25 protein-coding genes are annotated in these 23,707 nt (G+C 61.4%); 10 read left to right on the forward strand and 15 right to left on the reverse strand.

Features of this window, described 5'->3' with window-relative positions; all coding sequences use genetic code 11:
- Window positions 1–189 precede the first annotated feature (189 nt).
- Together ACSQ3F_RS07430 and ACSQ3F_RS07435 are read left to right on the forward strand one after the other, a co-directional pair.
- Complete coding sequence (locus tag ACSQ3F_RS07430) at window positions 190–441, forward strand: ribbon-helix-helix domain-containing protein (protein ID WP_436099632.1); 252 nt, start codon at window positions 190–192, stop codon at window positions 439–441.
- Window position 442: 1 nt separating this feature from the next.
- Window positions 443–799 (forward strand): type II toxin-antitoxin system RelE/ParE family toxin, encoded by a 357-nt coding sequence (locus ACSQ3F_RS07435; RefSeq protein ID WP_436099633.1) that lies wholly within the window; start codon window positions 443–445, stop codon window positions 797–799.
- 8 nt (window positions 800–807) lie between these two features.
- Here the strand turns inward: ACSQ3F_RS07435 and ACSQ3F_RS07440 are convergent, their stop codons facing one another.
- The 3 genes from ACSQ3F_RS07440 to ACSQ3F_RS07450 form a co-directional block, all read right to left on the reverse strand.
- Window positions 808–2,898, reverse strand: coding sequence for a M3 family metallopeptidase (locus tag ACSQ3F_RS07440; RefSeq protein ID WP_436099634.1), 2,091 nt, complete (start codon window positions 2,896–2,898; stop codon window positions 808–810).
- Window positions 2,899–3,018: 120 nt separating this feature from the next.
- Window positions 3,019–3,660: a LysE family translocator gene (locus ACSQ3F_RS07445; RefSeq protein ID WP_436099635.1), complete on the reverse strand. Its 642-nt coding sequence runs from the start codon at window positions 3,658–3,660 to the stop codon at window positions 3,019–3,021.
- Between the two features lie 101 nt (window positions 3,661–3,761).
- Entirely contained in the window at window positions 3,762–4,025 is a 264-nt protein-coding gene (locus tag ACSQ3F_RS07450; RefSeq protein WP_436099636.1) for a hypothetical protein, read from the reverse strand.
- Between the two features lie 246 nt (window positions 4,026–4,271).
- Between ACSQ3F_RS07450 and ACSQ3F_RS07455 the strand changes: the two genes are divergently transcribed.
- On the forward strand, window positions 4,272–4,751 hold the full coding sequence (locus tag ACSQ3F_RS07455) for a MarR family winged helix-turn-helix transcriptional regulator (protein ID WP_436099637.1): 480 nt from the start codon (window positions 4,272–4,274) through the stop codon (window positions 4,749–4,751).
- 8 nt (window positions 4,752–4,759) lie between these two features.
- Window positions 4,760–5,962 (forward strand): multidrug effflux MFS transporter, encoded by a 1,203-nt coding sequence (locus tag ACSQ3F_RS07460; protein ID WP_436099638.1) that lies wholly within the window; start codon window positions 4,760–4,762, stop codon window positions 5,960–5,962.
- Window positions 5,963–6,021: 59 nt separating this feature from the next.
- On the opposite strand, the gene ACSQ3F_RS07465 is transcribed toward ACSQ3F_RS07460, so the two are convergent.
- Together ACSQ3F_RS07465 and ACSQ3F_RS07470 are read right to left on the reverse strand one after the other, a co-directional pair.
- Window positions 6,022–7,239: an argininosuccinate synthase gene (locus ACSQ3F_RS07465; RefSeq protein ID WP_436099639.1), complete on the reverse strand. Its 1,218-nt coding sequence runs from the start codon at window positions 7,237–7,239 to the stop codon at window positions 6,022–6,024.
- A gap of 211 nt (window positions 7,240–7,450) precedes the next feature.
- Complete coding sequence (locus ACSQ3F_RS07470) at window positions 7,451–7,957, reverse strand: BA14K family protein (protein ID WP_436099640.1); 507 nt, start codon at window positions 7,955–7,957, stop codon at window positions 7,451–7,453.
- Between the two features lie 203 nt (window positions 7,958–8,160).
- Here ACSQ3F_RS07470 and ACSQ3F_RS07475 point away from each other — a divergent pair, with 203 nt between their 5' ends.
- Window positions 8,161–8,802, forward strand: a complete 642-nt coding sequence (locus ACSQ3F_RS07475; RefSeq protein WP_436099641.1) for a LysE family translocator — start codon at window positions 8,161–8,163, stop codon at window positions 8,800–8,802.
- A 112-nt stretch (window positions 8,803–8,914) separates the two neighbouring features.
- Here the strand turns inward: ACSQ3F_RS07475 and rlmN are convergent, their stop codons facing one another.
- The 5 genes from rlmN to ACSQ3F_RS07500 all read right to left on the reverse strand — a co-directional run bounded on the left by rlmN (window position 8,915) and on the right by ACSQ3F_RS07500 (window position 12,194).
- Window positions 8,915–10,087, reverse strand: coding sequence for a 23S rRNA (adenine(2503)-C(2))-methyltransferase RlmN (gene rlmN / locus ACSQ3F_RS07480; RefSeq protein ID WP_436102071.1), 1,173 nt, complete (start codon window positions 10,085–10,087; stop codon window positions 8,915–8,917).
- 328 nt (window positions 10,088–10,415) lie between these two features.
- Window positions 10,416–10,919, reverse strand: coding sequence for an invasion associated locus B family protein (locus ACSQ3F_RS07485; protein ID WP_436099642.1), 504 nt, complete (start codon window positions 10,917–10,919; stop codon window positions 10,416–10,418).
- A 119-nt stretch (window positions 10,920–11,038) separates the two neighbouring features.
- Complete coding sequence (locus tag ACSQ3F_RS07490; protein ID WP_436099643.1) at window positions 11,039–11,248, reverse strand: hypothetical protein; 210 nt, start codon at window positions 11,246–11,248, stop codon at window positions 11,039–11,041.
- Window positions 11,249–11,420: 172 nt separating this feature from the next.
- Window positions 11,421–11,798, reverse strand: a complete 378-nt coding sequence (locus ACSQ3F_RS07495; protein ID WP_436102072.1) for a YkvA family protein — start codon at window positions 11,796–11,798, stop codon at window positions 11,421–11,423.
- A gap of 63 nt (window positions 11,799–11,861) precedes the next feature.
- Window positions 11,862–12,194: a 4a-hydroxytetrahydrobiopterin dehydratase gene (locus ACSQ3F_RS07500; protein WP_436099644.1), complete on the reverse strand. Its 333-nt coding sequence runs from the start codon at window positions 12,192–12,194 to the stop codon at window positions 11,862–11,864.
- A gap of 93 nt (window positions 12,195–12,287) precedes the next feature.
- On the opposite strand from ACSQ3F_RS07500, the gene ACSQ3F_RS07505 reads away from it, so the two are divergent.
- The gene (locus tag ACSQ3F_RS07505) at window positions 12,288–12,752 is read left to right on the forward strand and encodes a low molecular weight protein-tyrosine-phosphatase (RefSeq protein WP_436099645.1); all 465 of its coding nucleotides are present in this window, start codon (window positions 12,288–12,290) and stop codon (window positions 12,750–12,752) included.
- On the opposite strand, the gene thpR is transcribed toward ACSQ3F_RS07505, so the two are convergent.
- Together thpR and ACSQ3F_RS07515 are read right to left on the reverse strand one after the other, a co-directional pair.
- Window positions 12,689–13,279 carry an RNA 2',3'-cyclic phosphodiesterase gene (gene thpR, locus ACSQ3F_RS07510; RefSeq protein ID WP_436099646.1) on the reverse strand — a complete coding sequence of 197 codons (591 nt, stop codon included), beginning with the start codon at window positions 13,277–13,279 and terminating at the stop codon, window positions 12,689–12,691. The two genes, ACSQ3F_RS07505 and thpR, sit on opposite strands and share 64 nt — an antisense overlap.
- Before the next feature lie 140 nt (window positions 13,280–13,419).
- A complete protein-coding gene (locus tag ACSQ3F_RS07515; RefSeq protein WP_436099647.1) occupies window positions 13,420–14,061 on the reverse strand; it encodes an arylesterase in 642 nt (213 codons plus the stop codon).
- A gap of 72 nt (window positions 14,062–14,133) precedes the next feature.
- Between ACSQ3F_RS07515 and ACSQ3F_RS07520 the strand changes: the two genes are divergently transcribed.
- The 4 genes from ACSQ3F_RS07520 to ACSQ3F_RS07535 all read left to right on the forward strand — a co-directional run bounded on the left by ACSQ3F_RS07520 (window position 14,134) and on the right by ACSQ3F_RS07535 (window position 19,072).
- On the forward strand, window positions 14,134–14,859 hold the full coding sequence (locus tag ACSQ3F_RS07520) for an ABC transporter ATP-binding protein (RefSeq protein ID WP_436099648.1): 726 nt from the start codon (window positions 14,134–14,136) through the stop codon (window positions 14,857–14,859).
- The gene (locus tag ACSQ3F_RS07525; protein ID WP_436099649.1) at window positions 14,856–17,408 is read left to right on the forward strand and encodes an ABC transporter permease; all 2,553 of its coding nucleotides are present in this window, start codon (window positions 14,856–14,858) and stop codon (window positions 17,406–17,408) included. Before ACSQ3F_RS07520 ends, ACSQ3F_RS07525 begins: the two co-directional genes overlap by 4 nt.
- 225 nt (window positions 17,409–17,633) lie before the next feature.
- Entirely contained in the window at window positions 17,634–18,377 is a 744-nt protein-coding gene (locus ACSQ3F_RS07530) for a Bax inhibitor-1/YccA family protein (protein WP_436099650.1), read from the forward strand.
- A 137-nt stretch (window positions 18,378–18,514) separates the two neighbouring features.
- The gene (locus ACSQ3F_RS07535; RefSeq protein WP_436099651.1) at window positions 18,515–19,072 is read left to right on the forward strand and encodes an N-acetyltransferase family protein; all 558 of its coding nucleotides are present in this window, start codon (window positions 18,515–18,517) and stop codon (window positions 19,070–19,072) included.
- 1 nt (window position 19,073) lies between these two features.
- Here ACSQ3F_RS07535 and ACSQ3F_RS07540 read toward each other — a convergent pair whose 3' ends face one another.
- The 3 genes from ACSQ3F_RS07540 to acnA all read right to left on the reverse strand — a co-directional run bounded on the left by ACSQ3F_RS07540 (window position 19,074) and on the right by acnA (window position 23,496).
- On the reverse strand, window positions 19,074–19,481 hold the full coding sequence (locus ACSQ3F_RS07540; RefSeq protein WP_436099652.1) for a DUF2794 domain-containing protein: 408 nt from the start codon (window positions 19,479–19,481) through the stop codon (window positions 19,074–19,076).
- Window positions 19,482–19,875: 394 nt separating this feature from the next.
- Window positions 19,876–20,595, reverse strand: a complete 720-nt coding sequence (locus ACSQ3F_RS07545) for a DUF1223 domain-containing protein (RefSeq protein WP_436102073.1) — start codon at window positions 20,593–20,595, stop codon at window positions 19,876–19,878.
- A gap of 210 nt (window positions 20,596–20,805) precedes the next feature.
- Window positions 20,806–23,496: an aconitate hydratase AcnA gene (acnA, locus tag ACSQ3F_RS07550; protein ID WP_436099653.1), complete on the reverse strand. Its 2,691-nt coding sequence runs from the start codon at window positions 23,494–23,496 to the stop codon at window positions 20,806–20,808.
- Window positions 23,497–23,707 lie beyond the last annotated feature (211 nt).

A 23,707-nucleotide genomic window follows, 5' to 3' on the forward strand; every position in this document is an offset into this window, starting at 1 on the left:
CGGTACCGTCTCGGGGAATCTTGGGAATCCCGAGGCGGACCTTTGGCGAAGTGCATGTCAGCTGGTTTACAGTTGGATGAATCTATTCCAACGGTTTGGCGACAGTTTCGTGACTCTCCGTCTTCGTCGTGCAATTTATTGACAATATATGCTACGATGCCCACTATGAAGGCTCACTAGGAGACCATCATGGCGTCTGAAAGCATTCATGTCCGCGTGACCGGCCCATTGCAGGCCCACATTCAACAACAGATTGGCCAAGATGGCCTTTACGAAAACGCCAGCGAATATATTCGTGCGTTGATCCGCCGTGACCTGCAAAACCGGACAGAAGCCTGGGCGTGGCTTCAAAAGAAGCTGGAGCCTGCTTTGAGGGCTGACGAGAGCGACTATGTCGCCGTCTCCGCCGAAGACGTCATTCGCCGCAATACCAGCCGATAGGATGAGCGGATACCTGTTCTATCCGCCGGCCGATGCCGCGCAGGACCGCATCTGGAGGGATACGGTTGACCAATGGGGCGAAGCGCAAGCGGTCGCCGACATTTCCGGCCTGCACGCACATCTGCAAAAGCTGTCGGAGACCAAAGCTCTCTGGCGCAAATTACCGGGCGATCTTGCGGTTCCAGCCGGTCTGAAGGCTCAGGCCTTTTTCACGAGATACGAGCGGCATTACCTGTTCTTCCGCGAACTCCGCAGCGGTATGATCGGCGTCATGGCCATCCTTCATGACAGGATGGATATCCCCGTGCGGCTGCTCGAGGATCTTGTCGGTATCGCTGATAGGCTCAGGGACGAGTAGCCCGGGCCTCAGGCGTCGGAGCCGGCCAGTTCTTCCATCATCGCCAGCCCCTTCTTCCTCAGCATCGCCTCCGGGCTCGGCAGTTTGCCGCGGAAGGCCTTGTAGGCGTCTTCCGGATCGATCGAGCCTCCAACGGAATAGATGTTGTCCTTGAGCTTTTTCGCCGTTTCTCGATCGAAGGCATCACCCGTTTCCTCGAAGGCGGCGAAGGCGTCGGCGTCGAGCACTTCCGACCACATGTAGGAATAGTAGCCGGCCGAGTAGCCGTCGCCGGAAAAGACGTGCTGGAAGTGCGGCGTCGCATGCCGCATGACGATCGAGGCCGGCATGCCGATCTTTTTCAGAACCTCGGCCTGCACCGCCATCGGATCCGCGACGGTGCCCTGCGTATGAAACGCCATATCCACCAGCGCCGAGGAGGTGAACTCGACGGTGGCGAAGCCTGAATTGAAGGTGCGGGCGGCGAGGACCTTGTCGAGCAATTGCTGCGGCATCGGCTCACCGGTTGCCTCGTGCACGGCATATTTCTTCAGGATCGCCGGCACGGTCAGCCAGTGCTCGTAAAGCTGCGAGGGCAGCTCGACGAAGTCGCGCGAGACGCTGGTGCCGGAAACCGAGGGGTAGGTCACATCCGACAGCATGCCGTGCAGGGCGTGGCCGAATTCGTGAAACAGCGTGCGGGCGTCATCGAGCGAGAGCAGTGCGGACTTGCCGTCGGCCGGCTTGGCGAAATTGCAGACATTGTAGATGATCGGCAGTTCGCCGATAGCGCCGTTCTTCAGCGGCAGCCGGTGCTGCGACTGGAAGGAACTCATCCAGGCGCCGGAGCGCTTCGAGGCGCGGGCGAAATAGTCACCGAGGAACAGCGCGACGAGCTTACCGTCCGCGTCACGGATGTCGAAGACGCGGACATCCGGATGATATCCCCTGACGCCCTTCTTCTCCGTTGCCGTGATGCCGAACAGCCGCTGCGCAACATCGAAGCAGGCGTCGATGATCTTTTCGAGCTGCAGATAGGGCTTCAGCTCGCTTTCTGAGAAATTGAACTTCTGCGCGCGCAGCTTTTCGGCATAGTGGCGCCAGTCCCAGGGCATGACCGGGTGGTTGCGGCCTTCCGCCGCGATCAGCTCCGCCAGATCGGCCTCCTCCTCCCGCGCCCGCGCAACCGCCTTTTCCCAGACCTGGGTCAGAAGTCCGTTCACGGCCTCCGGCGTCTTGGCCATGGTGTTGTCTAGCTTCAGTGCCGCATAGTTTTCGTAGCCGAGCAGCTTCGCCTTTTCGGCGCGCAATGCCAGCGTTTCGCGGATGATATCGCGATTGTCGGTCTCGCCGCCATTGGCGCCGCGCGCCACCCAGGCCTTGAAGGCCTGTTCGCGCAGATCGCGTTTTTCAGAAAAGGTCAGGAACGGCTCGATGATCGAGCGCGACAGGGTCACGGCATATTTGCCGTCCTCGCTACGATCGCTCGCCGCGGACGCCATGGAGTCTCTGAGGAATTGCGGTAGGCCTGCGAGATCGCCTTCGTTGTCGAGAACAAGCGCCCAGCTCTTCTCGTCTGCCAGCACGTTCTGCCCGAACTTCGCACCGAGGCTTGCCAGCGTCTCGTTGATCGCCGCCAGCCGCTCCTGCTCGACCTTCGGCAGTTTCGCACCGGATTTGACAAAACCCTTCCAGTGTCGCTCAAGCACGCGCGTCGCCTCCAGGTCGAGCCCCAGCTTGTCGCGGCCTTCCCACAGGGCGTCGATGCGGGCAAAAAGCGCGGCATTCATGCCGATCTTCGAATAGTGGCGAGACATCTTCGGCGCAATATCGCGCTCCAGCGCCTGGATCGTGTCGTTGGTATGGGCGCCGGCGCGGTTCCAGAACAGAGAGGAGACACGCGACAGCCGATCGCCCGCGATCTCCAGCGCCACGATGGTGTTGTCGAAGGTCGCCGCCTCCGGGTTGTCGGCAATCGTGTCGATCTCCGCCGCATGCTCGGCAAGTGCTGCGTCGAACGCCGGCGCAAAATCGCCGTCGCTGACCGCCTCGAAGCGAGGCAGGCCATCCGGGCCATTCCAGTCGGTGACGGCGGGGTTCAGCGCGGGGCTCGAAGTCATGAGGGGCAGTCCTTTCGCATTTCGATTTTTCCCGCCAGGGACGGCGGGACGCGGCCTGATCTTGTCGGCAGCGATTGTGGAGATATCAAGATTGTCAGGTGGGCGTGTGCAGGCTCCGTATCAAGCTTTGCGTACACCCAGTAGCCCCGGCGTCGCATGCCAGATCGCCTGCACGGCAAAGCCGATGAACAGCACGCCCGAAAGCCGGACGATGGCAAGTTCGTGTTTGCGATAGAAACGCCGCACGACGGACGCGCCGATGATGCCGATCAGGATAATGTAGGCGACGAGAAATCCGAGGACGGACACGGCGAGCAGCACCGGCAAGGCGCGGAAGTCCAGTGCATTCGAGGAGCTGGCAAGCAGGGCCGTAAACGTGGCAAGCGCCACTGGATATCCCTTGGGGTTGGTGAGGCCGAAAATCAGGCCGCGGCGATAAGGCCGCTCGACGGTGAGCAAAGGCCGGTTTTCGCCGCGCGGCTTTGCCCGGAGCGCCGTCCAGCCGATCCAGGCGAGATAGAAGCCGCAGAGCAGACCGAGAATATCGAAGATCGTGCTGCCGACGGTCTTGGCGCCGACGATCGCCACCAGCGCCAGCGCCGACCAGAGAAGATCGCCCGCCAGATGGCCGCCCATGAACAGTGCGCCCGCCGTGCGGCCCTGACCGGCGCCGATGCCGAGCAGGGCAAGAAAGGCGGGACCTGGAATGAGCACGTAGAACAGTGCCGCCAAAAAGGCGCCGAAGAGCAGGGCCTGCGTCATGGAATCTCCTTGCGTGTGGAGAGCCATTCCACCTTGCGTTGTCGATTCCGTCAAGATGGCGGCAGGGCTTTTGAGGGCCCTGCCGCGCCGGGCAATTCGAATTACTTCGCTTCCGTCGCCTTCATGGCATTGTCGAGATGCTTGGCGCAGTCGTCGGTCTTGCCGTCCTTCATGGCCATCTTGGCGCTGTCGACTTCCTTCATCGCCATCATCATTGCGTCCTTCTTCGTCGGATCGGTCATGCCCTTGGCCATTTCCTCGGTCTTCATGATCGATGCCTCGTCGCAGGCCATCATGCCCTGAGCGAAGGCCGGTGCCGACAGGCCGGAAATAAGGACCGTGGCGGCAAGAATTGTCTTCAACATTTTCTCTCTCCCAGTGAACGCGGGGCGTGGTTGCCCCAAGACGGACTGTGCACCCGCCGTGCGAACACGTTCAATTCACGCGTTCGCGATGCACGCTGTTGTCATCTGGCGTGCCTGCCTGTGATATTTCCGTGATCTGTCTATTCCTGTTGTTGCGCATGCTCAGATGCGTCCCCTGGGCCAAACTTGTCGCCTTCGTCGCAAGATGCTAAGTAAAACTTACGATAAACGGCGCCACGAGTTCTTATGCCCGTCAGACTGGAAACCGATACGATCGGCATGTTGCTGACCGATGTGTCGCGGCTTTTGCGCGGCGCCTTCGACCGGCGCATCAGTGCATCCGGCCTCGGCCTGACGCCGGGCGAAGCCCGCGCGCTGATCCAGGTCGCGGCGACCGAAGGCATCAAGCAGGCGGATATCGCGATCCGGATGGGCATCGAACCGATGACACTCTCCACCTATCTCGATCGGCTTGAAGGACTTGGGCTCGTCGAGCGGGTTCCCGATCCCTGCGACCGGCGGGCCAAGAACGTCGTCGTGACAGCCACGGCGGACCCGCTGCTCCTCAATATCCGCAAGGAAGTGCGCGGGCTGATGGATCAGGTGACGGCTGGGCTGGACGCCGACGGTCGTGAGGCCTTGCGGCTGAGCCTCAAGGGCTTGCGCGAGAACCTGCATCAGTTGGATCGCTGTGGGTTCACTGACAAGAAGAGTATCGCCGAATGAGCTTCCGGATGAGCGCACGCCGCACCAGCATGCTCGGCGCATTGCTTTCGACCCTTGGGCCGATCTCCATGTCGATCTACACGCCGGCCATGCCGGAACTGGTGCAGGCCTTCGGCACCACGGAATCGATGATCAAGCTCACTTTGTCGGTGTATTTCGGCGGCTTTTCCATCGCACAGCTCATTGCCGGACCGATGTCGGATGCATTCGGCCGTAAAACGGCGACGCTCGCCTTTGTCGGCATCAACCTCTTGGGCAGCCTCGTCTGCGCCTTCGCACCCTCCGTCGAATGGCTGCTTGCCGGCCGGCTGATCCAGGGTATCGGCGCTTCGGTCGGCATCACCGTCGCCCGCGCCGTCGTCCGCGACCAGTTTACCGGCGTCGAAGCATCGCGCATCATGAACCTGATCGGCATCATGCTGGCAATCGGCCCCGCCATCGCGCCGACGCTCGGCGGGCTGGCACTTGCCGCCTTCGGCTGGCAGGCGATCTTCTTCCTGCTCATCGGCTTCGGCTTGCTGGTCGCTGGCGCCGTGACCGCCTTCATGCGCGAAACCAGTGTACCTGACAGGTCACGCGCGCGGCCGTCGAAGCTTCTTGCCGCCTATGCCGAGCTGATCCTCGATCGGCGGTTCCTGGCTGGCACCATGGTTCTCGGCGGTTCGATCGGAACGCTCTATGCGCAGGCAACGATGTTGCCGTTTATCCTGATCGAGCGCGTTGGAATGACGCCGACGGCGTTCGGGATCGGCATGCTCATGCAGACGATTCCCTTTTTCCTCGGATCGGTCTGCCTGCGGCTGGTGTCGCTGCGGCTCGGCGGGGAAGGGTCGGTTCGTGCCGGCCTCCTCTCGCTTGGGCTTGCCGGCGCCCTCGCGGCGCTTTCCGTGCAACTGATCGAGCCAAGCTATCTGTCGATCATGGTGCCGGTGGCCTTCCTGAGTTTCGGCATCGCCTTCCTGACGCCGCATATGACGACGACGGTGCTGCGACCTTTTCCGCACATCGCCGGTTCCGCCTCGGCGATGATGGGGTTCATCCAGATGGGCAGCGGCTTTCTGGGCGGCTTCGCGGCGGCGATGATCGGCGTTCCGGTCCTCGCCTTCGGGATCATCATCCCGGTCATGACCCTGACGGCGATCATCGGCTATTATCTGTTTCAGCACGTTGCGCGGCAGGCTGTCTTGGCGGAAGCGGCCGCCGGGGAATAGCAAAGGAAAAGCCCGCCTCCTTCCGGAAGCGGGCTTCGATCCCAAACGTTTGCCGCTTCTTACTTGTCGCGGTTGCGGGCCGCCAGCGTGCGCAGGCGCAGCGCATTGAGCTTGATGAAGCCGGCGGCATCCTTCTGGTCGTAGGCGCCCTGGTCGTCTTCGAAGGTGACCAGCTTGTCGGAATAGAGCGACTTGGCGCTCTCGCGGCCGGTGACCATGACGTTGCCCTTGTAGAGCTTCAGCGTCACTTCGCCTTCGACATGCTCCTGGCTCTTGTCGATCAGCGCCTGCAGCATTTCGCGCTCCGGCGAGAACCAGAAGCCGTAGTAGATCAGCTCGGCGTAACGCGGCATGATCTCGTCCTTGAGATGCGCGGCACCGCGGTCGAGCGTGATCGATTCGATGGCGCGGTGGGCGGTGAGCAGGATGGTGCCGCCGGGAGTCTCGTAGACGCCGCGTGACTTCATGCCGACGAAGCGGTTTTCGACGAGATCGAGACGGCCGATGCCGTTGTCGCGGCCGAGCGCGTTGAGCGCCGTCAGGATCGAGGCCGGGCTCATTTCCTTGCCGTCGATCGAAACGGCATCACCCTTGCGGAAGCCGATCTTGACGGTCGTCGCCACATCCGGAGCCTCTTCCGGCGAGATGGTGCGCATGTAGACGTAGTTTGGCGCTTCGACTGCCGGGTCCTCCAGCACCTTGCCCTCGGAGGAGGAGTGCAGGAGGTTGGCATCGACGGAGAACGGCGCCTCGCCCTTCTTGTCCTTGGCAACCGGGATCTGGTGCTTTTCGGCAAATTCGAGCAGGTCGGTGCGGCTCTTGAACGACCAGTCGCGCCAGGGAGCGATGATCTTGATGTCGGGGTTCAGCGCGTAAGCCGACAGTTCGAAACGGACCTGGTCGTTGCCCTTGCCGGTCGCCCCGTGGGCGATGGCGTCGGCGCCGGTTTCGCGGGCAATGTCGATCAGGTGCTTGGAGATCAGTGGCCGGGCGATCGAGGTGCCGAGCAGGTAGACACCTTCATAGACGGCGTTGGCGCGGAACATCGGGAAAACGAAATCCTTCACGAACTCCTCGCGGACGTCCTTGATGTAGATTTCCTTGATGCCGAGCATCTCCGCCTTCTTGCGCGCCGGCTCGAGTTCTTCGCCCTGGCCGAGGTCGGCGGTGAAGGTCACGACTTCTGCGCCGAGTTCGGTCTGCAGCCACTTGAGGATGATGGAGGTGTCGAGACCGCCGGAATAGGCGAGGACGACCTTTTTCACTTGCTTTGCCATGTTAATCTGTCCGTCTTGTCGGAAAGGCACGGGATCGTGCCCCTAGGAAAAATTCTGCGGCACTTTTAGCGAGATTGCCGGGGCGCGCAAGCCTTTCGGCCAACGGAATTGCTGACTGTGCGCCTTTCCGAAGCCGGCTGGCGCGAAACATGGAGACCCGCCGCCCATGATGGTGGCGGGCGCTGATCTGATCGCTCTGTTTCACACCCTCTTACCAGCACTGCCGGCGAGGACCATAATATGGCTGGTAGGTGTTGTCCCAGGCGCGATACGAGCGATAACGGGCATAGCACGAGCGAGCATGTGCGTTTCCGCCATAGTAAGCTCTGTGGCCGTAATACGCTCTGGGACCATAGTAAGCTCTAGGGCCATAATAGGCTCTAGGACCATAGTAAGCTCCCGGGCCATAGTAAGCCCCCGGGCCATAGTAACTCGGTCCATAGTATGGGTAGCCGAGCATGCTGCCGAAGATCATGCCGGCCGCAAGACCACCGATGATCGCGCCGCCATAGTTGTGCCGGTGCCCGCGATAATAGCCGCGGCGATAGTAGTGCCCATAGCGATAGTCACGCCGGTCATGATAGCGCCGGTAACGAACGTCGACGACATCCGGATTTTTGACGGCGGTGGCCATATTGACGGGCGGGAATGCCTGTGCCGGTGTAATGCTTGTGAAGGCTGTGATCAGCGACACTAAAATGATCGCGAGTTTTCTCATCAGCTTCTCTCCTGTGTCAGCCCTTCTCCTCTTTTGTTTATATAAGAACTCTCGAACATGCCAAAACGTTCCGATAGGGCGTCCAAAAGCGGGTCCTGCCCTTTTAGAACATTCACCGCGCCTACTTTTGCACTAGCGATATCGCGGTGTTTTCGATACATGCTCCAGCGATTGCGCATGTTGCCATTCGAGGAATTCGCTCCATGGATTTTCTGCCCAGCCTGCCGACGCTTCTCGCCTTCACCGCCGCGACGCTGCTTCTGGCCGCGACGCCGGGTCCTGACATGACGCTGTCGATCAGCCGGGCGCTGTCGCAGGGCAAGGCGGCCGCCTTCTTCATCGTGATCGGCACGAGCCTCGGCTGTGTCGTGCACACGCTTCTCGTCGCCTTCGGCATTTCGGCGCTGATCACCGCCTCGCCGACAGCCTTCATGATCCTCAAGACCGGCGGTGCGGCCTATCTGTTCTGGCTGGCGGTGCAGGCGATCCGCTACGGCTCGAGCCTGTCGGTGAAGAAGGTGGAGGATACCGGCGCGTCCGCCATGGCGAACATTTCGACGGGGCTGTGGGTCAATCTGCTGAACCCGAAGGTCATCATCTTCTTCATGACCTTTCTGCCGCAATTCGTCACCGCCAACGATCCGGCCGTGACGCAGAAGCTCTTGTTTCTCGGATTCTTCTTCATCGTCGCGGCAATGCCGGTCAACGTGCTGGTGATCCTGACAGCCGATTGGCTGTCGGGCTGGCTGCAGCGCAAGAAAAGCGTCATGCGCGGCATAGACTACACGTTTGCCGGCGTGTTTTCGGTCTTCGCGGTCAAGATCCTGTTCACGCAGACGCGGTAACCGGCCTTCAGCCAATCAGGTTCTCGACCTGCAGCGTCGCCGGAGACGTAGAGCACCGTTTCGCCGGCATGCAGCATGCTGCGGTGCGGACGGTCACTGCGAGAGCAAGCAATCAATCCTCGCCGTGATTGGAGATCATCATGGCTTCGAAGGCCATGCGATCGACCTTGCGCATGCGCTCCGATTCGGACTTCAGCTGGCCGCAGGCGGCCAAGATGTCGCGGCCGCGCGGGGTGCGGATCGGCGAGGCGTACCCGGCCGCATTGATGAAATCGGCGAATTTCTCGATGTGCTCCCAGGAGGAACACTGGTAGTTCGTGCCGGGCCATGGATTGAAGGGGATGAGGTTGATCTTGGCGGGAATGCCCCGCAGGAGGCGCACCAGTTCCTTGGCATCCTCCAGGCTGTCGTTGACGCCTTCCAGCATCACATATTCGAAGGTGATGCGGCGCGCATTCGACAGGCCGGGATAGGCGCGGCAGGCGTCGAGCAGTTCCTTCAGCGGATATTTCTTGTTGATCGGCATCAGCATGTCGCGCAGGTCGTCCTTCACGGCATGCAGCGAGATCGCCAGCATGACGCCGAGCTCGGCGCCGGTGCGGTGGATTTCCGGAACGATGCCGGAGGTCGAGAGCGTCACGCGGCGCTTCGACAGCGACAACCCGTCACCGTCGGTTGCGATCAGGAGCGCTGTCTTGACGTGCTCGAAATTGTAGAGCGGCTCGCCCATGCCCATCATGACGACGTTGGAAACCTTGCGGCCTTCAGCCGGAACGATGGCGCCGGCCGGCGTATCGCGGTCCGGGAAATCGCCCAGCCGGTCGCGGGCGAGCAGAAGCTGCGCCAGGATTTCTTCCGCTGTCAGGTTGCGCACCAGCTTCTGTGTGCCGGTATGGCAGAAGGAACAGGTGAGCGTGCAGCCGACCTGGCTGGAAATGCACAGCGTGCCGCGGCCTTCCTCGGGAATATAGACGGTCTCGATTTCCACCGGGCGCCCAGCGCCGCGCGGGGGGAAGCGCAAGAGCCACTTGCGGGTGCCGTCGGTCGAGATCTGTTCCTCGACGATTTCCGGGCGGGCGATGGTGAAATGCTTCTTCAGCATTTCGCGCATGTCCTTGGACACATTGGTCATGTGGTCGAAATCGGACACGCCGCGCACGTAGAGCCAGTGCCAGAGCTGGCTCACCCGCATCTTCACCTGCTTCTGCGGAACGCCGATTTCGGCCAGAGCCTTGCCCATGTGCTCGCGCGAAAGACCGATCAGCGACGGCATTTCGGCTGGCATGACCGGACGGACCGGTGCCTTTAAAGGGCGGTCCAGATTGAGTGCTTCAGTCGCGGCCATTCTCGCCAATTCCCGTTTCGAGATACGCAACGCCCGTTCAAGCGCTTTCGCCTGCGGCCGGTCGCGTAAATGCTGAGATCAGAGTTCGTTTGCCGCGCCTTGGGATCGCCAAGGATCCGCGCAGCCATCATCGAGCGGGCCTTTAGCACGGTTTTTGGTTGACGTCACCATCCGGCGCGTCAGGGCAGATCTGCAAAAAGGCGAATGCCTTAACGGCAGAAGGCCGGACGAACCGGCCTTCTGTAACAACGATAGGATCGAACCGGTCCTACTTGCAGCCTTCGATCTGCTTCAGCGCGGCCGAAATGCCCGAGAGGGAGTAGGAGTAGGCCGTCGGCGTGCCCTTGCGCGACTTGGCGGCAACGGACATCGCCTTGCCGGATTTCATCGCGGCGACGAGCGCCGGTTCTTCGGCGGCGTTCTCGACCCAGGCGGAATTGCCCTTGGTGAACATGACGAAGTCCTTGGCGTCGATCGTGACGGTTACTTTGGAATTTTCCTGCAGCGGATAGCCCATCATGGCCTGCGGCTCGTAACTGATGTTCTGGCCGGGGCGCTGCGACACGAGGAAGAAGATATCGCCATGATCGACATTGGCCGGGGTCTTTTCCTTCGGCACGGACAGGACATAGCAGACCTTGCTGGAACCGGACTGATAGGAATAGGCACCCCAGGCATTGAACTGCTGGATACGGGTCGGCGACTGGGCCGAAGCCACGCCGGCAAACGCCGCCACGAGTGCGAGTGTGAGGTTAAGCTTTCTTACAAACATCTTGTCCTGCCGGTTTCTTGGCTGCCAGAGCCCGATCAGCATCAGCCGGGCAACGCATGGTCACGATTTGCTTTATTTTGACTTAATTCAGGTTACCAAACCGTCAACATTCTCTGAATTCACGGCGCATCCGCTTTAATACGGAACAGACTACGACGCAAATCCTGCTCGAGTTTCAGGCTTGCGAAAGCTTCCAGGCTTGCGACGGCGCGCCCGAACGACGCAAGCCTGTTTGATTCACGGTTTTGCGAAAATCCAGGGAACGGCTCCGGCGAGACGTGCCGAATTCCGTCTGCCTTGCGCGCTTCGCTTGCTGAGCGGCTGCCCATCAGCCAAAGCGTGCTCGACGCTCGTTTATGTCACAAAGAATCAGGCAAGAGTTTGACCTTTGGCAAAAGCGCTGTACCTGCCGTGGGATACTGAGAAAACGTGGCGGGGAAGGCCGTCAAAAGTGGAATGGATGTTTGGCAAGAGAGCAGTTCTTGCCGCGCCAACGGCGGCTCAGTCCGGCAGTTTGTCCTGCAAGGCTTCGTCCGCCCTGACGTAGTGCTGTTCCTTGATCTGGCCGGCGATCGCGGCGAAGGCGGCTGTCAGCACGGCGATGTCATCGGAAAAGCCGACCACGGCGAGAACGTCGGGGATGAAATCGAACGGCAGGACGAAATAGGCGAGCGCGCCGAGAAGGATGCCACGCGTGCGCATCGGCGTCGCAGGGTCCATGGCGCAATAATAGGCGGCAACGAGGTCGCGGCCGAACGGCACCTGCCGCATGGCGCGCTTCAGGGTGGGCCAGAAGCGGCGCTCGACCTTGCGGGCCCTTGCCTCCTGTTCGCTCTCCTCGCCAGGCAGCAAAATCTCGCCGATCTTGACGTCATCCATCTTCTTCGCCCCGTCCGTCATGGGAAATGTCTGTCATGGAAAAGCATATGGTGAGCGCGGCGGCTATTTCAAATGGGCCTCCTTCATATGGTCGGGCATGCGCCCGGCCGCAGCGCGGTCCATGCGCGCGGCGAGCTTGAAGTCCAGTTCGGTCAGGCCGCCAGAATCATGCGTGGTCAGCGTCACGTCCACCTTGTTGTAGACGTTGAACCATTCGGGGTGATGGCCGAACTTCTCCGCCGCCAGCGCGCATTCGCTCATGAAGCCGAATGCCTCGACGAAACTCTTGAACCGGAAGGTCTTCCAGATCGACAAGCCGTCCTCCGCCCGCACCCAGCCCTCCATCTTGTGCAGGTTCTCGGCAACGGTCTCGGCGGTGAGCTTTTCCTGTTTCATGACGGTTCCCTTTTGTCGATGGTTGCGAACATAGCCGTTTCACAACGCGGCAGGCTTAGATAGGTTCAACCTTTCTCAAGCCTTCTGGATAGCATGAAACCTGTCAGAATTCTCTTCGTCTGTCTTGGCAATATCTGCCGTTCGCCGCTGGCCGAAGGCATTTTTCGGCATCTGTCGCGGGGCTACCCGGTCGAGGTCGATTCCGCCGGAACCGGCGGCTGGCATATCGGTGATCTGCCGGACCGTCGCTCAATCGCCGTCGCCGGGCGTCACGGGATCGATATTACCGGCCAGCGCGGCCGTAAGATCGACGCCAGCGATTTCGAGGCCTTCGATCTGATCTTTGCGATGGATCGGAACAATCTCGCCACTTTGCGTGCGCTGGCGCCGCCGGCAGCACGGCGCAAGCTGCATCTGTTTCTCGACTACACGCTGGGTGTCGAGCGTGACGTGCCCGACCCCTATTACGAAGGTCCGGAAGGCTTCGAGGCCGTCTACAGCATGCTCTTCGAAGGCTGTTCTTCGCTCATCGGCAGGCTGGAAGACAGCGGCTCGTAGAGCGGGAAGACCTCCTCGGTGATGTAGGGGCCGCCGCCGATCGAATCGCGCGACGACAGAAGCACGAAGCGCGAGACGGCGAAGGGGTTGGTGAAGAAGCCACCACGCCCCGAGAGGTAGCCGACGACATCTTCGACCCGCGACGCGCGCAGCCGGGCGAGCGTCACATGCGGCGTGAACTTGCGCGGATCGGCCGGCAGGCCAAGCCGCTGGCAGATGCGCTCGATTTCGGCCTGGAGGGCATAGAGTTCCGGCGGGTTGGTGACGCCGGCCCAGACGGAGTGCGGTTTCTTCGACCCGAAGGCGCCGGTACCGGTCAGTTGCAGCTGGAATTCCGGACGTTCGACGCGGTCCAGCCGATCGACGATCTCGTCTGCGGTCCGGTTGTCGACGTCGCCTATGAAGCGGAGGGTGATGTGGTAATTCTCCACATCGATCCAACGGGCACCTGGAAGACCACCACGTAACAATGAAAGGCTCATTGCGGCATTACGCGGAATCTCGAGGGCGGTGAAAAGTCTCGGCATGACGAGCTCCCCGAATCTCTAGCAGATATCGTCAGCGAATCACGCCTGACACCTGCACGCAACTACAATTTCGCACCTGCAATATTTATCCAACGCGATTAACAGTCGTTGAACAAGAGTTTATTTTTTTCCCGGTTCCCTCAGCCTCCCGTTGAAAGCGATTGTACGAAGCGTTCGGCGACCGGCAGAAAGCGCTCGACCATGATGCCGATGCCATCGCCGTTCGGATGCATGCCGTCCTCGATCTTGAGCTTCGCATCCTCCACCACGCCGTCAAGAAAAAACGGATAGAGTTCCGTGCCATAGGTCTTTGCAAGGTCCGGATAGATCGGATTGAACCGCCCGGCGTAGTCGCCGCCCATGTTCGGTGGCGCCAGCATGCCGACGAGAAGAACGGCGATGCCGCGCGATTTCAGCTTCTCGATCATGGCGACAAGGTTCTTGCGGCTTTCCTCCGGCGCAATCCCGCGCAGCGCATCGTTGGCGCCGAGTTCGAGGATCACGCCCTTGGTGCCGTCCGGCACCGACCAGTCGATCCGCGCCAGTCCGCCCGAGGTCGTATCGCCGGAAACGCCGGCATTGGCGATCGTCACGTCATGGCCCTTTTCCCGCAGGGCCTTTTCCAAACGGGCAGGAAACGCGTCTCCCGGCGGCAATTGGTAGCCCGCCATCAGGCTGTCGCCGAAGCCGACGAGATTGAGTGTGGCGGAATGGGCAGGGACCGAGGCGATCACAATTGCCGTGATCGCCAACAAAAATGTGCAGAAACCTTTTATTCGCATCAATACGCCCTTAAATCGGTAAACGTCAGCCGCTCGGGCAATCTCCATATTCTACATATAGGGCAGTTTCCTTTGGCAAAAACCATGATCGAACTGAAAAATGCGGATCTGACACTCGGCCAGGCCGCCGCGTCCGTTCATGTGCTGAAGGGCATGGACCTGACGATCGACGCCGGTGAATCGGTCGGCATCGTCGGGCCCTCGGGTTCCGGCAAGTCGACGCTGCTGATGGTTCTTGCCGGTCTGGAGCGCCTCGACAGCGGCGAAATCACCATCGATGGCACGCCGTTGCATGGGTTGAGCGAAGATCGGGTGGCCGAGTTCCGCGGCCGCAACATCGGCATCGTCTTCCAATCCTTCCATCTCATTCCGAATATGACGGCGCTCGAAAATGTCGCCGTGCCGCTCGAGCTTGCCAATGTCCGCAACGCCTTCGAGATCGCCCGCCAAGAACTCGCCTCCGTCGGCCTCGGCGAGCGCCTGTCGCATTATCCCGGCCAGCTTTCCGGCGGCGAGCAGCAGCGCGTGGCGATCGCCCGGGCGCTGGCGCCGGCGCCGAAGCTCCTCATTGCCGATGAACCCACCGGCAATCTCGATGCCGAAACCGGCCGCCAGGTGGCCGATCTCATTTTCTCCAAGCAGGCCGAGCGCGACATGACGCTGGTCCTCGTCACCCATGATGCATCGCTTGCCGAGCGCTGCTCGCGTCAGGTGCGGGTCCGTTCCGGTGAGATCGTCTCCGGTTCCGGGCATGACCCATCGGTTGCCGCGTCGCTGTCGAAGGCCGTCTCGGCATGACGGCCGGCATTGCCAGAGGCTTTCGTCTTGGGCTCGCCTTTCGCCTGGCGCTGCGGGAAATGCGCGGCGGCCTGAAGGGCTTCTACATCTTTCTCGCCTGCGTTGCGCTCGGCACGGCCGCCATCGCCGGGGTCAATTCGCTGTCGCAGTCGATCACCAGCTCGATCGCCAGCCAGGGCCGCGAGCTTTTGGCCGGCGATATCCGCTTCGAACTCAACAACCGCGTCGCGACGCCTGAGGAAAAGGCATTCATCGACGACATAGGCACGGTCGCAGTGTCCGCCGGCCTGCGGTCCATGGCCCGGCTTCCCGATGGTTCCAATCAGGCGCTGGTCGAGTTGAAGGCCGTCGATGGCGCCTATCCGCTCTATGGCAAGCTCGAAAGCGAGCCGGCCGCGCCGATCGCCGGCCTGCTGGCCAATCATGGCGGTGTTTATGATGCGCTGGCGGCGCCGTTGCTCCTGGAGCGGCTCGGTATCAAGGCGGGCGACGAAATCCTCCTCGGCACGGCGCGTATCCGCATTTCAGGCCTGATCGTGCGCGAGCCGGACGCCCTGTCGGACGGGTTCGGTTTTGCGCCGCGCCTGCTTTTGTCTGCGGACGCACTTGCAGCCTCCGGGCTGGTGCAGACGGGAAGTCTCGTCGAACATGTCTACAAGGTGAAGGTCGCCGATCCCTCCAGCGTTCCCGCCCTGCGGCGGCAGGCAGAAGAGAAATTTCCGCAGGCCGGGTGGTCGATCCGCACCAGCCAGAACGCAGCGCCGGCGCTGACGGCAAACATCACCCGCTTCTCGCAGTTCCTGACCCTCGTCGGCCTGACGGCGCTCATCGTCGGCGGCGTCGGCGTCGCCAATGCGGTGCGCTCCTATCTCGATTCCAAGCGCGGCGTCATCGCGACGTTCAAATGCGTCGGCGCTCCAGCCTCGATGGTCACCGCCATCTATCTCATCCAGATCCTGATGATCGCGCTGATCGGCATCGTCATTGGCCTTGTGCTCGGCGCACTTATCCCCTTCGTCGCCGCGCAATTCCTGGCTGACATGTTGCCGGTGTCCACCGCGTTCCAGCTCTATCCGGAAGCGCTTGGTCTTGCCGCCCTGTTTGGTTTGCTGACGGCGCTCGCTTTCGCCATCCTGCCGCTTGGCCACGCCCGCGAAGTGCCCGCGACCGCGCTCTTCCGCGAGCAGAGCTTCGAACGCTCGCGCCTGCCGTCCTGGCCCTATCTGCTTGCTGCCGCGCTCTGCCTTGCAGCCCTTGCCGGCCTCGCCGTCCTGACGGCCTATGACCGCAGGATTTCGCTCACCTTCCTTGGCGCCATCGCCTTCGCCTTCATCGTGCTGCGCGGCGTCGCCGTTCTCGTCGCCATGCTTGCCCGCCGGGCGCCGCGTGTCAGCTCACCGGCGTTCCGGCTCGCCATCGGCAATATCCATCGCCCCGGCGCGTTGACACCGTCGGTGGTGCTGTCGCTCGGCCTCGGTCTTGCGCTTCTCGTCACGCTCGCGCTGATCGACGGCAATCTGCGCCGCGAGCTCACCGGCAACCTGCCGGAGCGGGCGCCGAACTTCTTCTTCGTCGATATTCAGGGCACCGATGTCGATGGTTTTCGCTCGCTGCTGCAGAAAAGCCTGCCCGAAGGCAAGATCGTCGAAGTGCCGATGCTGCGCGGCCGTATCCTCGCGTTCAACGGTGAAGATGTGACCAAGATGAACGTGCCGCCGGGCGGGCAGTGGGTTCTGCGCGGCGACCGGGGCATCACCTATGCTGAAAACCGGCCGGAAAATTCGTCTCTGAGGGAGGGGAGCTGGTGGGCGCCGGACTATTCCGGCGAGCCGCTCGTCTCCTTTTCGGCGGAGGAAGCCGGCGAACTCGGCCTGAAGCTCGGCGATACCGTCACCGTCAACGTGCTCGGCCGTAACATCACCGCCCGGATCGCCAATTTCCGCACGGTCGAATGGGAATCCCTGTCGATCAATTTCGTCATGGTGTTTTCGCCGAACACCTTTGCCGGTGCCCCGCATGCCTGGCTCGCCACGGTCATCGATCCCAACGCCACGGCCGCTGATGAGGCGGCGGCGCTGAAGGCTGTGACCAATAGCTATCCGACGATCACCAGTGTGCGTGTCAAGGACGCGCTCGACATCATCAATCAGTTGCTAGGCCAGCTTGCGACCGCGATCCGTGCCGCCGCCGCCGTCGCGCTCGTTGCCTCGGTCCTGGTGCTGGCCGGCGCGCTTGCCGCCGGCAACCGGGCCCGCACCCACGATGCCGTCGTCCTGAAGACGCTCGGCGCGACACGTTCGACCCTGATCCGCGCCTTCTGCTACGAATATGCGATGCTTGGCCTGTCGACGGCCGTCTTCGCGCTGTTTGCCGGCGGCGTGGCGGCCTGGTACGTGGTGAGCCAGATCATGACCTTGCCCTCCTCCTTCCTGCCGGATGTCGCCCTAGTGACGATGGTGGTCGCCCTTGTCGTCACGGTCGGTTTCGGGCTTGCTGGCACCTGGCGGGTGCTCGGTCAGAAGGCTGCGCCCGTCCTGCGAGAACTCTGATCACTCAGTTAACCGTTAACGCTATGGCGCAAAAGGCGTTCACAGCGGCTTTTCGATCGAATCGCGGCCCTGCCGGTCTTGTGCAAGTCGTATTTCGACATCATATTCTACACAGGCATGCTGGAGCCCCGCAGCGGCGCCTGGGCCAGGTGGCTGGCATCTTGAAAACGATGCGCCCTTGTGGCCTGACACCGTAAACTTAACCGGGGCTTATAAGAGGAAACAATGGCTGATCTTAGAAACTACCAAACCCGGACGGCGCAGACTGGTGCGCAGGCGGGGGCCGTAATCGATGAAGGTCTGCGCACCTATATGCTCAAGGTGTACAACCTGATGGCCCTTGGTCTGGCGATCACCGGTATCGCCGCCTACGCCGCGTTCCAATTCGCATTTGCGGACGGACAGCTGACCGCCTTCGGTCAGGCGATCTACGTGAGCCCGCTGAAGTGGGTCGTCATGCTCGCGCCGTTGGCACTGGTGTTCTACATGAGCTTCCGCATCAACTCCATGAGCGTGTCCGCCGCGCAGACCACCTTCTGGGTCTATGCGGGCCTGATGGGTCTTTCGCTGTCGTCGATCTTCCTGATCTATACCGGCCAGAGCATCGTCCAGACGTTCTTCGTCACGGCGGCTTCGTTCGGCGGTCTGTCGCTCTACGGCTACACCACCAAGCGTGACCTGTCCGGCATGGGCTCGTTCCTGATCATGGGTCTGTTCGGCCTGATCATCGCCTCGGTCGTCAACATCTTCCTCGGCTCGTCCGCGCTTGATTTTGCGATCTCCGTCATCGGCGTTCTGATCTTCGCCGGCTTGACCGCCTGGGACACCCAGAAGATCAAGGAAATGTACTTCGAAGCAGACGGTGCCGAAGTCGCCGGCCGCAAGGCCATCATGGGCGCTCTGACGCTCTACCTCGACTTCATCAACCTGTTCCTCTTCATGTTGCGTTTCCTTGGAAACCGCGAATAACCGGAACCTCTAGACAATCGAAAAAGGCGGCTTCGGCCGCCTTTTTTGTTGCCCGGTCTCCAACGTTTGGCGCTTGCTTGATCGCCCCATCCCGGTATGAGAGAGAACAGGTTACCTCCATCCAATCAGGCCTTCCCATGTCTTTCACCCTGCGCGATGCCACCCTCTCCGACATTTCGGCGATCACCAATATTTACCGGGAATCGGTGCTTAACGGCGTTGCATCCTATGAGATGACACCGCCGGCCGAAGCGGAAATGGCGTCGCGGTTTTCAGCGATCATCAGCAATGGTTACCCCTATATCGCCGCGGTCAATGCGGATGGTGCCCTGCTCGGCTACGCCTATGCCTCTGCATTCCGCACGCGCCCGGCCTATCGGTTTCTGGTCGAGGATTCGATCTATCTGGCGCCGGAATCAAGGGGCCAGGGTGCGGGCAAGGCGCTGCTGGCCGAACTCATCAGGCGCTGCACGGAACTCGGTTTTCGGCAGATGGTCGCCGTCATCGGCGGCGCGCATCCGGCGTCGGTGGCGGTGCACCGCGCGGCCGGCTTCGAACATGGCGGGTTGATGAAGGGCACCGGCTTCAAGCACGGCCGCTGGCTCGATACGATCATCATGCAACTGCCGCTCGGCGAGGGCTTGACGACCGATCCGGAGCCCGGCGTCTATCCGGATACGCTGTATCGCGGCTGAATCAGGTTTCGATCAGCTTCAGCATCTTGTCGAAGACTTTCAGGACCTGCTGCAGGTCATGGCCGCGTTTCAGGATCATCCCTTGGGTGTTGACAACGCTGTAGGCGCCCTGTTTTGCCGCCAGTTTCGGGTTTTTCTCGATCCGGAACAGCGGCATTTCTCCCGACCGCTTGAATACCGAGAAGACCGCCCTGTCGCGCAGGTGGTCCATCGCGTAGTCGCGCCATTCTCCCTCGCCGACCATGCGACCGTAGACCCTGAGGATCAGGTCGAGTTCCCTGCGGTGGAAGGTAATGGGGGGCGGGTCCTGGCTGCCGCTGCGGTATTCGTGCAGGTGGACAACCACATTGGAGGTTGGCTGCCTTTCGGAACGGGTCTCGCCTTGCGGCAAATCCGGCTGATCGGTCATCTGTACCCCGGCTTTTATTGTGACAGGACGGTTACAGTTTGCCTGACCTTCGCCGAAATGCAAGCCGCAAGCCACCCCGGATTGCCGGAGACTTTTTTTGTTGTGCCGCATTTCAGCCTAAACCGTGCCCCAATTCGAAACGACACTCGCGCTCGCCGACATGGGGGAGTCCTCCCGAGTGTCTGGTCTGCCTGTCCGTTCGAGGAATGCGTTTTTCGAGCGGGCGCAGTCTTGGAGTGGTTGGCCATCTAGCGCCCATCGGGCGCGGCCACTCCAAACGCCATGTTTCCTGGCAGCGCCCGTTGCCAAGAAACTTGGCAGGTTCGGTCCGGTATCTTCGAACCCTCAGCCCCAGCCCCTCGATGCTGCCGGGCCGAACCAGAATTTGAAGCCGTCAGTTCGCGGCTTTGTCCGCCATGACGGTCGTCGCGCCGAGGATCGCACCGGGCGTTTCATCGTCCTTCATCTTCTGCAAGAGCACGGCGCAGCCGCCATTTTTGCCGTCATTGAGGACCGAGGCCGGCAGCACGAAATTGGCCGGTTTGCCGTCCCACATGCCGATCGTCTGGATATCGCGAACGGAATGCCAGTAGGAGATCGTCCTGCCGCTGTTTTCGCCCTTTTTGACGTCCACCAGCTGTTCGCGGTTGAAATAGACGACGACGACATTGGCCTTGCCATTGCCGGCGCCGACGTTGATGTCGACCTCGTCCTTGCGCAGGGTCGCGTTGACTGGAACGGCCAAGCCCTTGCCTTTGACGGTCATTTCCGACAGCCGCCGGTTAATGCCATCGAGATCAGCGCCGTTGATGTGGTCACGTCCGTTGAGGATGGCCTGGGGCGTGTAGACACCGCTGCGGCCGAGCATCCTGGCATAGGCATATTGCCGGGCGGTGTTGTCCTTGGTGGCGAGCGTGTCGGCCCAGCCGAGATAGTTCCAGTAATCGACGTGATAGGAAAGTGCGACCACCTTGCCGTCGTCGATCAGCTTTTTCAGGGCCGCATCCGCCGGCGGGCAGGAGGAACAGCCCTGGCTGGTGAACAATTCGACGACACCTGCCGGTTCGCCGGCGGCGGCAGGCAGCGCCATAAGGCCAAGGCCACAGGCGAGCATGATGCGGCGAAGGTTCAGTGATCCAGGCATCGGGAGTTCCATTTCAAGGATGCGGAGAGCTGCGAAGCAATCGGAACCTCTTCATACGCCGCTCGCCTTTCAACAGAAAGTCACGTTGGAGTGAGGCGCGCGGCATCGCAGGCCTCCGCCAGTCAGACGCAAAAAGGCCGGGACTTTGCGGCCCCGGCCTTTTATTTCAAAACAGGTCGATCAGGCGGCGAGATCGCGCAGAACGGTCTGCAGGATGCCGCCATTGTTCATGTAGGTCACCTCATCGAGCGTATCGATTCGGCAGATGAGCGGAACTTCCTTCACCGTGCCGTCGCTGTAGGTGATCTTGGCAACCCGCTTTTCGCGCGGCTGCACGTTGGTCAGCCCGTCGATCTGGACGATCTCGTCGCCCTTGAGACCGAGCGTTTCCCAGGCCGTGCCCTGCTCGAAGACGAAGGGCACGATGCCCATGCCGACGAGGTTGGAGCGGTGGATGCGCTCGAAGGACTGGGCGATCACGGCCTTGACGCCCAAGAGATTGGTGCCCTTGGCCGCCCAGTCGCGCGAGGAACCGTTGCCGTATTCGACACCCGCGAAGATGACGAGCGGAACGCCCTCGGCCTTGTACTGCATGGCGGCGTCGTAGATCGACATCTCTTCCTTCGAAGGATAGTGGATCGTGTACCCGCCTTCCTTGCCGTTCGGACCCATCATGTGGTTGCGGATGCGGATATTGGCAAAGGTGCCGCGCATCATCACTTCATGGTTGCCGCGGCGCGTGCCGTACTGGTTGAAGTCGGCAACGCCGACGCCGTGGTCGATGAGGTAGGCACCGGCCGGAGACGCCGCCTTGATCGAACCGGCCGGCGAAATGTGGTCGGTGGTGATCTTGTCGCCGAACAGGCCGAGGACGCGCGCGCCCTTGATGTCGGAGATGCCCGAACCGGTCTTGCCCATGCCGACGAAGTAGGGCGGGTTCTGCACGTAGGTGGAGTTGTCGTCCCAGGCGTAGGTCTGGCCGGCCGGAACCTGAACCGCCTGCCAGTTCTCGTCGCCCTTGAACACGTCGGCATATTTCGATGCGTAGAGCGCGCGGGTGACGTATTTCAGGATGAATTCCTGAATTTCCTGCGAGGTCGGCCAGATATCCTTGAGGTAGACCGGCTGTCCGTCACTGCCCGTTCCGAGCGGCTCGGTCGTCAGGTCCTTCTGGACGGTACCGGCGAGCGCATAGGCGACGACCAGAGGCGGCGAGGCGAGGTAGTTGGCCTGGACGTCCGGCGAGATGCGGCCTTCGAAGTTGCGGTTGCCAGAGAGAACGCCGGCGGCGATCAGGCCCTTGTCATTGATGGTCTTTGACACCGGGCCCGGCAGCGGGCCGGAATTGCCGATGCAGGTCGTGCAGCCGAAGCCGACGAGGTTGAAGCCGAGCTTGTCGAGGTCAGCCTGTAGGCCGGACTTGGCGAGGTATTCGCCGACAACTTGGCTTCCCGGTGCGAGCGAGGTCTTGACCCACGGCTTGGTCTTCAGGCCCTTGGCAACGGCGTTGCGGGCGAGAAGGCCGGCCGCGATCAGCACCGACGGGTTCGAGGTGTTGGTGCAGGAGGTGATGGCGGCAATCGCCACATCGCCATGGCCGAGGTCGAAATCGGTGCCTTCGACGGCATAGCGGTTTTCAAGCTGGCCCGGCTTCTTGTAGTCGTTTTCGAGCGAGGCTGCGAAACCGGATGCGATGTTTTCGAGCGGGATGCGGCCTTCCGGACGCTTCGGACCCGCCATGGCGGGAACCACGTCGCCGAGGTCGAGTTCGAGCGTGTCGGTGAAGACGAGTTCGGCGCCGTCACCTTCGCGCCACATGCCTTGCGCCTTCGAATAGGCTTCGACCAGCGCGATGCGCTGTTCTTCGCGGCCGGACATGGTGAGGTAGTTGATGGTTTCGGAATCGACCGGGAAGAAGCCGCAGGTCGCGCCGTATTCCGGACCCATGTTGCCGATCGTCGCGCGGTCGGCGAGCGTCATGTTGTTCAGGCCCGAGCCGAAGAATTCGACGAACTTGGAGACGACGCCCTTCTTGCGCAGCATCTGCACGACCATCAGCACGAGGTCGGTCGCGGTGACGCCTTCCTTGAGCTTGCCGGTCAGCTTGAAGCCGATGACTTCAGGCAGGAGCATGGAGACAGGCTGGCCGAGCATGGCCGCTTCAGCCTCGATGCCGCCGACGCCCCAGCCGAGGACGCCGAGACCGTTGATCATGGTCGTGTGGCTGTCGGTGCCGACGCAGGTATCCGGATAGGCGGTGATCTCGCCGTCTTCTTCCTTGGTCCAAACGGTCTGGCCGAGATATTCGAGGTTCACCTGGTGACAGATGCCGGTGCCGGGCGGAACGACGCGGAAATTCTTGAATGCCTGCTGGCCCCACTTCAGGAAGCGGTAGCGCTCGCCGTTGCGCTCGTATTCGAGCTCGACGTTCTTGGCAAAGGCGGTCGGCGTGCCGAATTCGTCGACGATGACCGAGTGGTCGATGACGAGATCGACGGGAACCAGCGGATTGATCTTTTCAGGATCGCCGCCGAGCGAGACCATCGCGTCGCGCATCGCGGCGAGGTCCACGACAGCCGGAACGCCGGTGAAGTCCTGCATCAGCACGCGGGCCGGGCGGTAGGCGATCTCGTTTTCAGCCGTACCCTTATCGGTAAGCCAGGCGGCGACATTCAGGATGTCCTGCTTGGTGACCGAGCGGTCGTCTTCGTTGCGCAGCAGGTTCTCGAGCAGGACCTTCATCGAATAGGGGAGCTTGGAAACGCCGGTTAGGCCGTTCGCCTCGGCTTTCGGCAGGCTGTAATAGACATAGTCTGTGCCGTTGACCGAGAGCGTCGACCGACAATTGAAACTGTCAAGGGATTTGGACACTGGATACCCCGTTCCGTTTGATCGCCAAAATTGACGTACGAACGCCCGAGCGCATTTTATGCGCGATATGGGATGCGGGTACGGCCATTTCCGCTGTCCGTACGTGGAAATCATTCCATGTTCGGCGCTAGGATGAAATTCACGCCGACCGCTGGCGTGTTGGGGCGGTTATAGATAATTTCTCCGGAACGTGCCAGACCAAGGGCGACCA

The sequence above is a fragment of the Pararhizobium sp. LjRoot238 genome (assembly GCF_964252955.1).
Taxonomy (GTDB): Bacteria; Pseudomonadota; Alphaproteobacteria; order Rhizobiales; family Rhizobiaceae; genus Pararhizobium.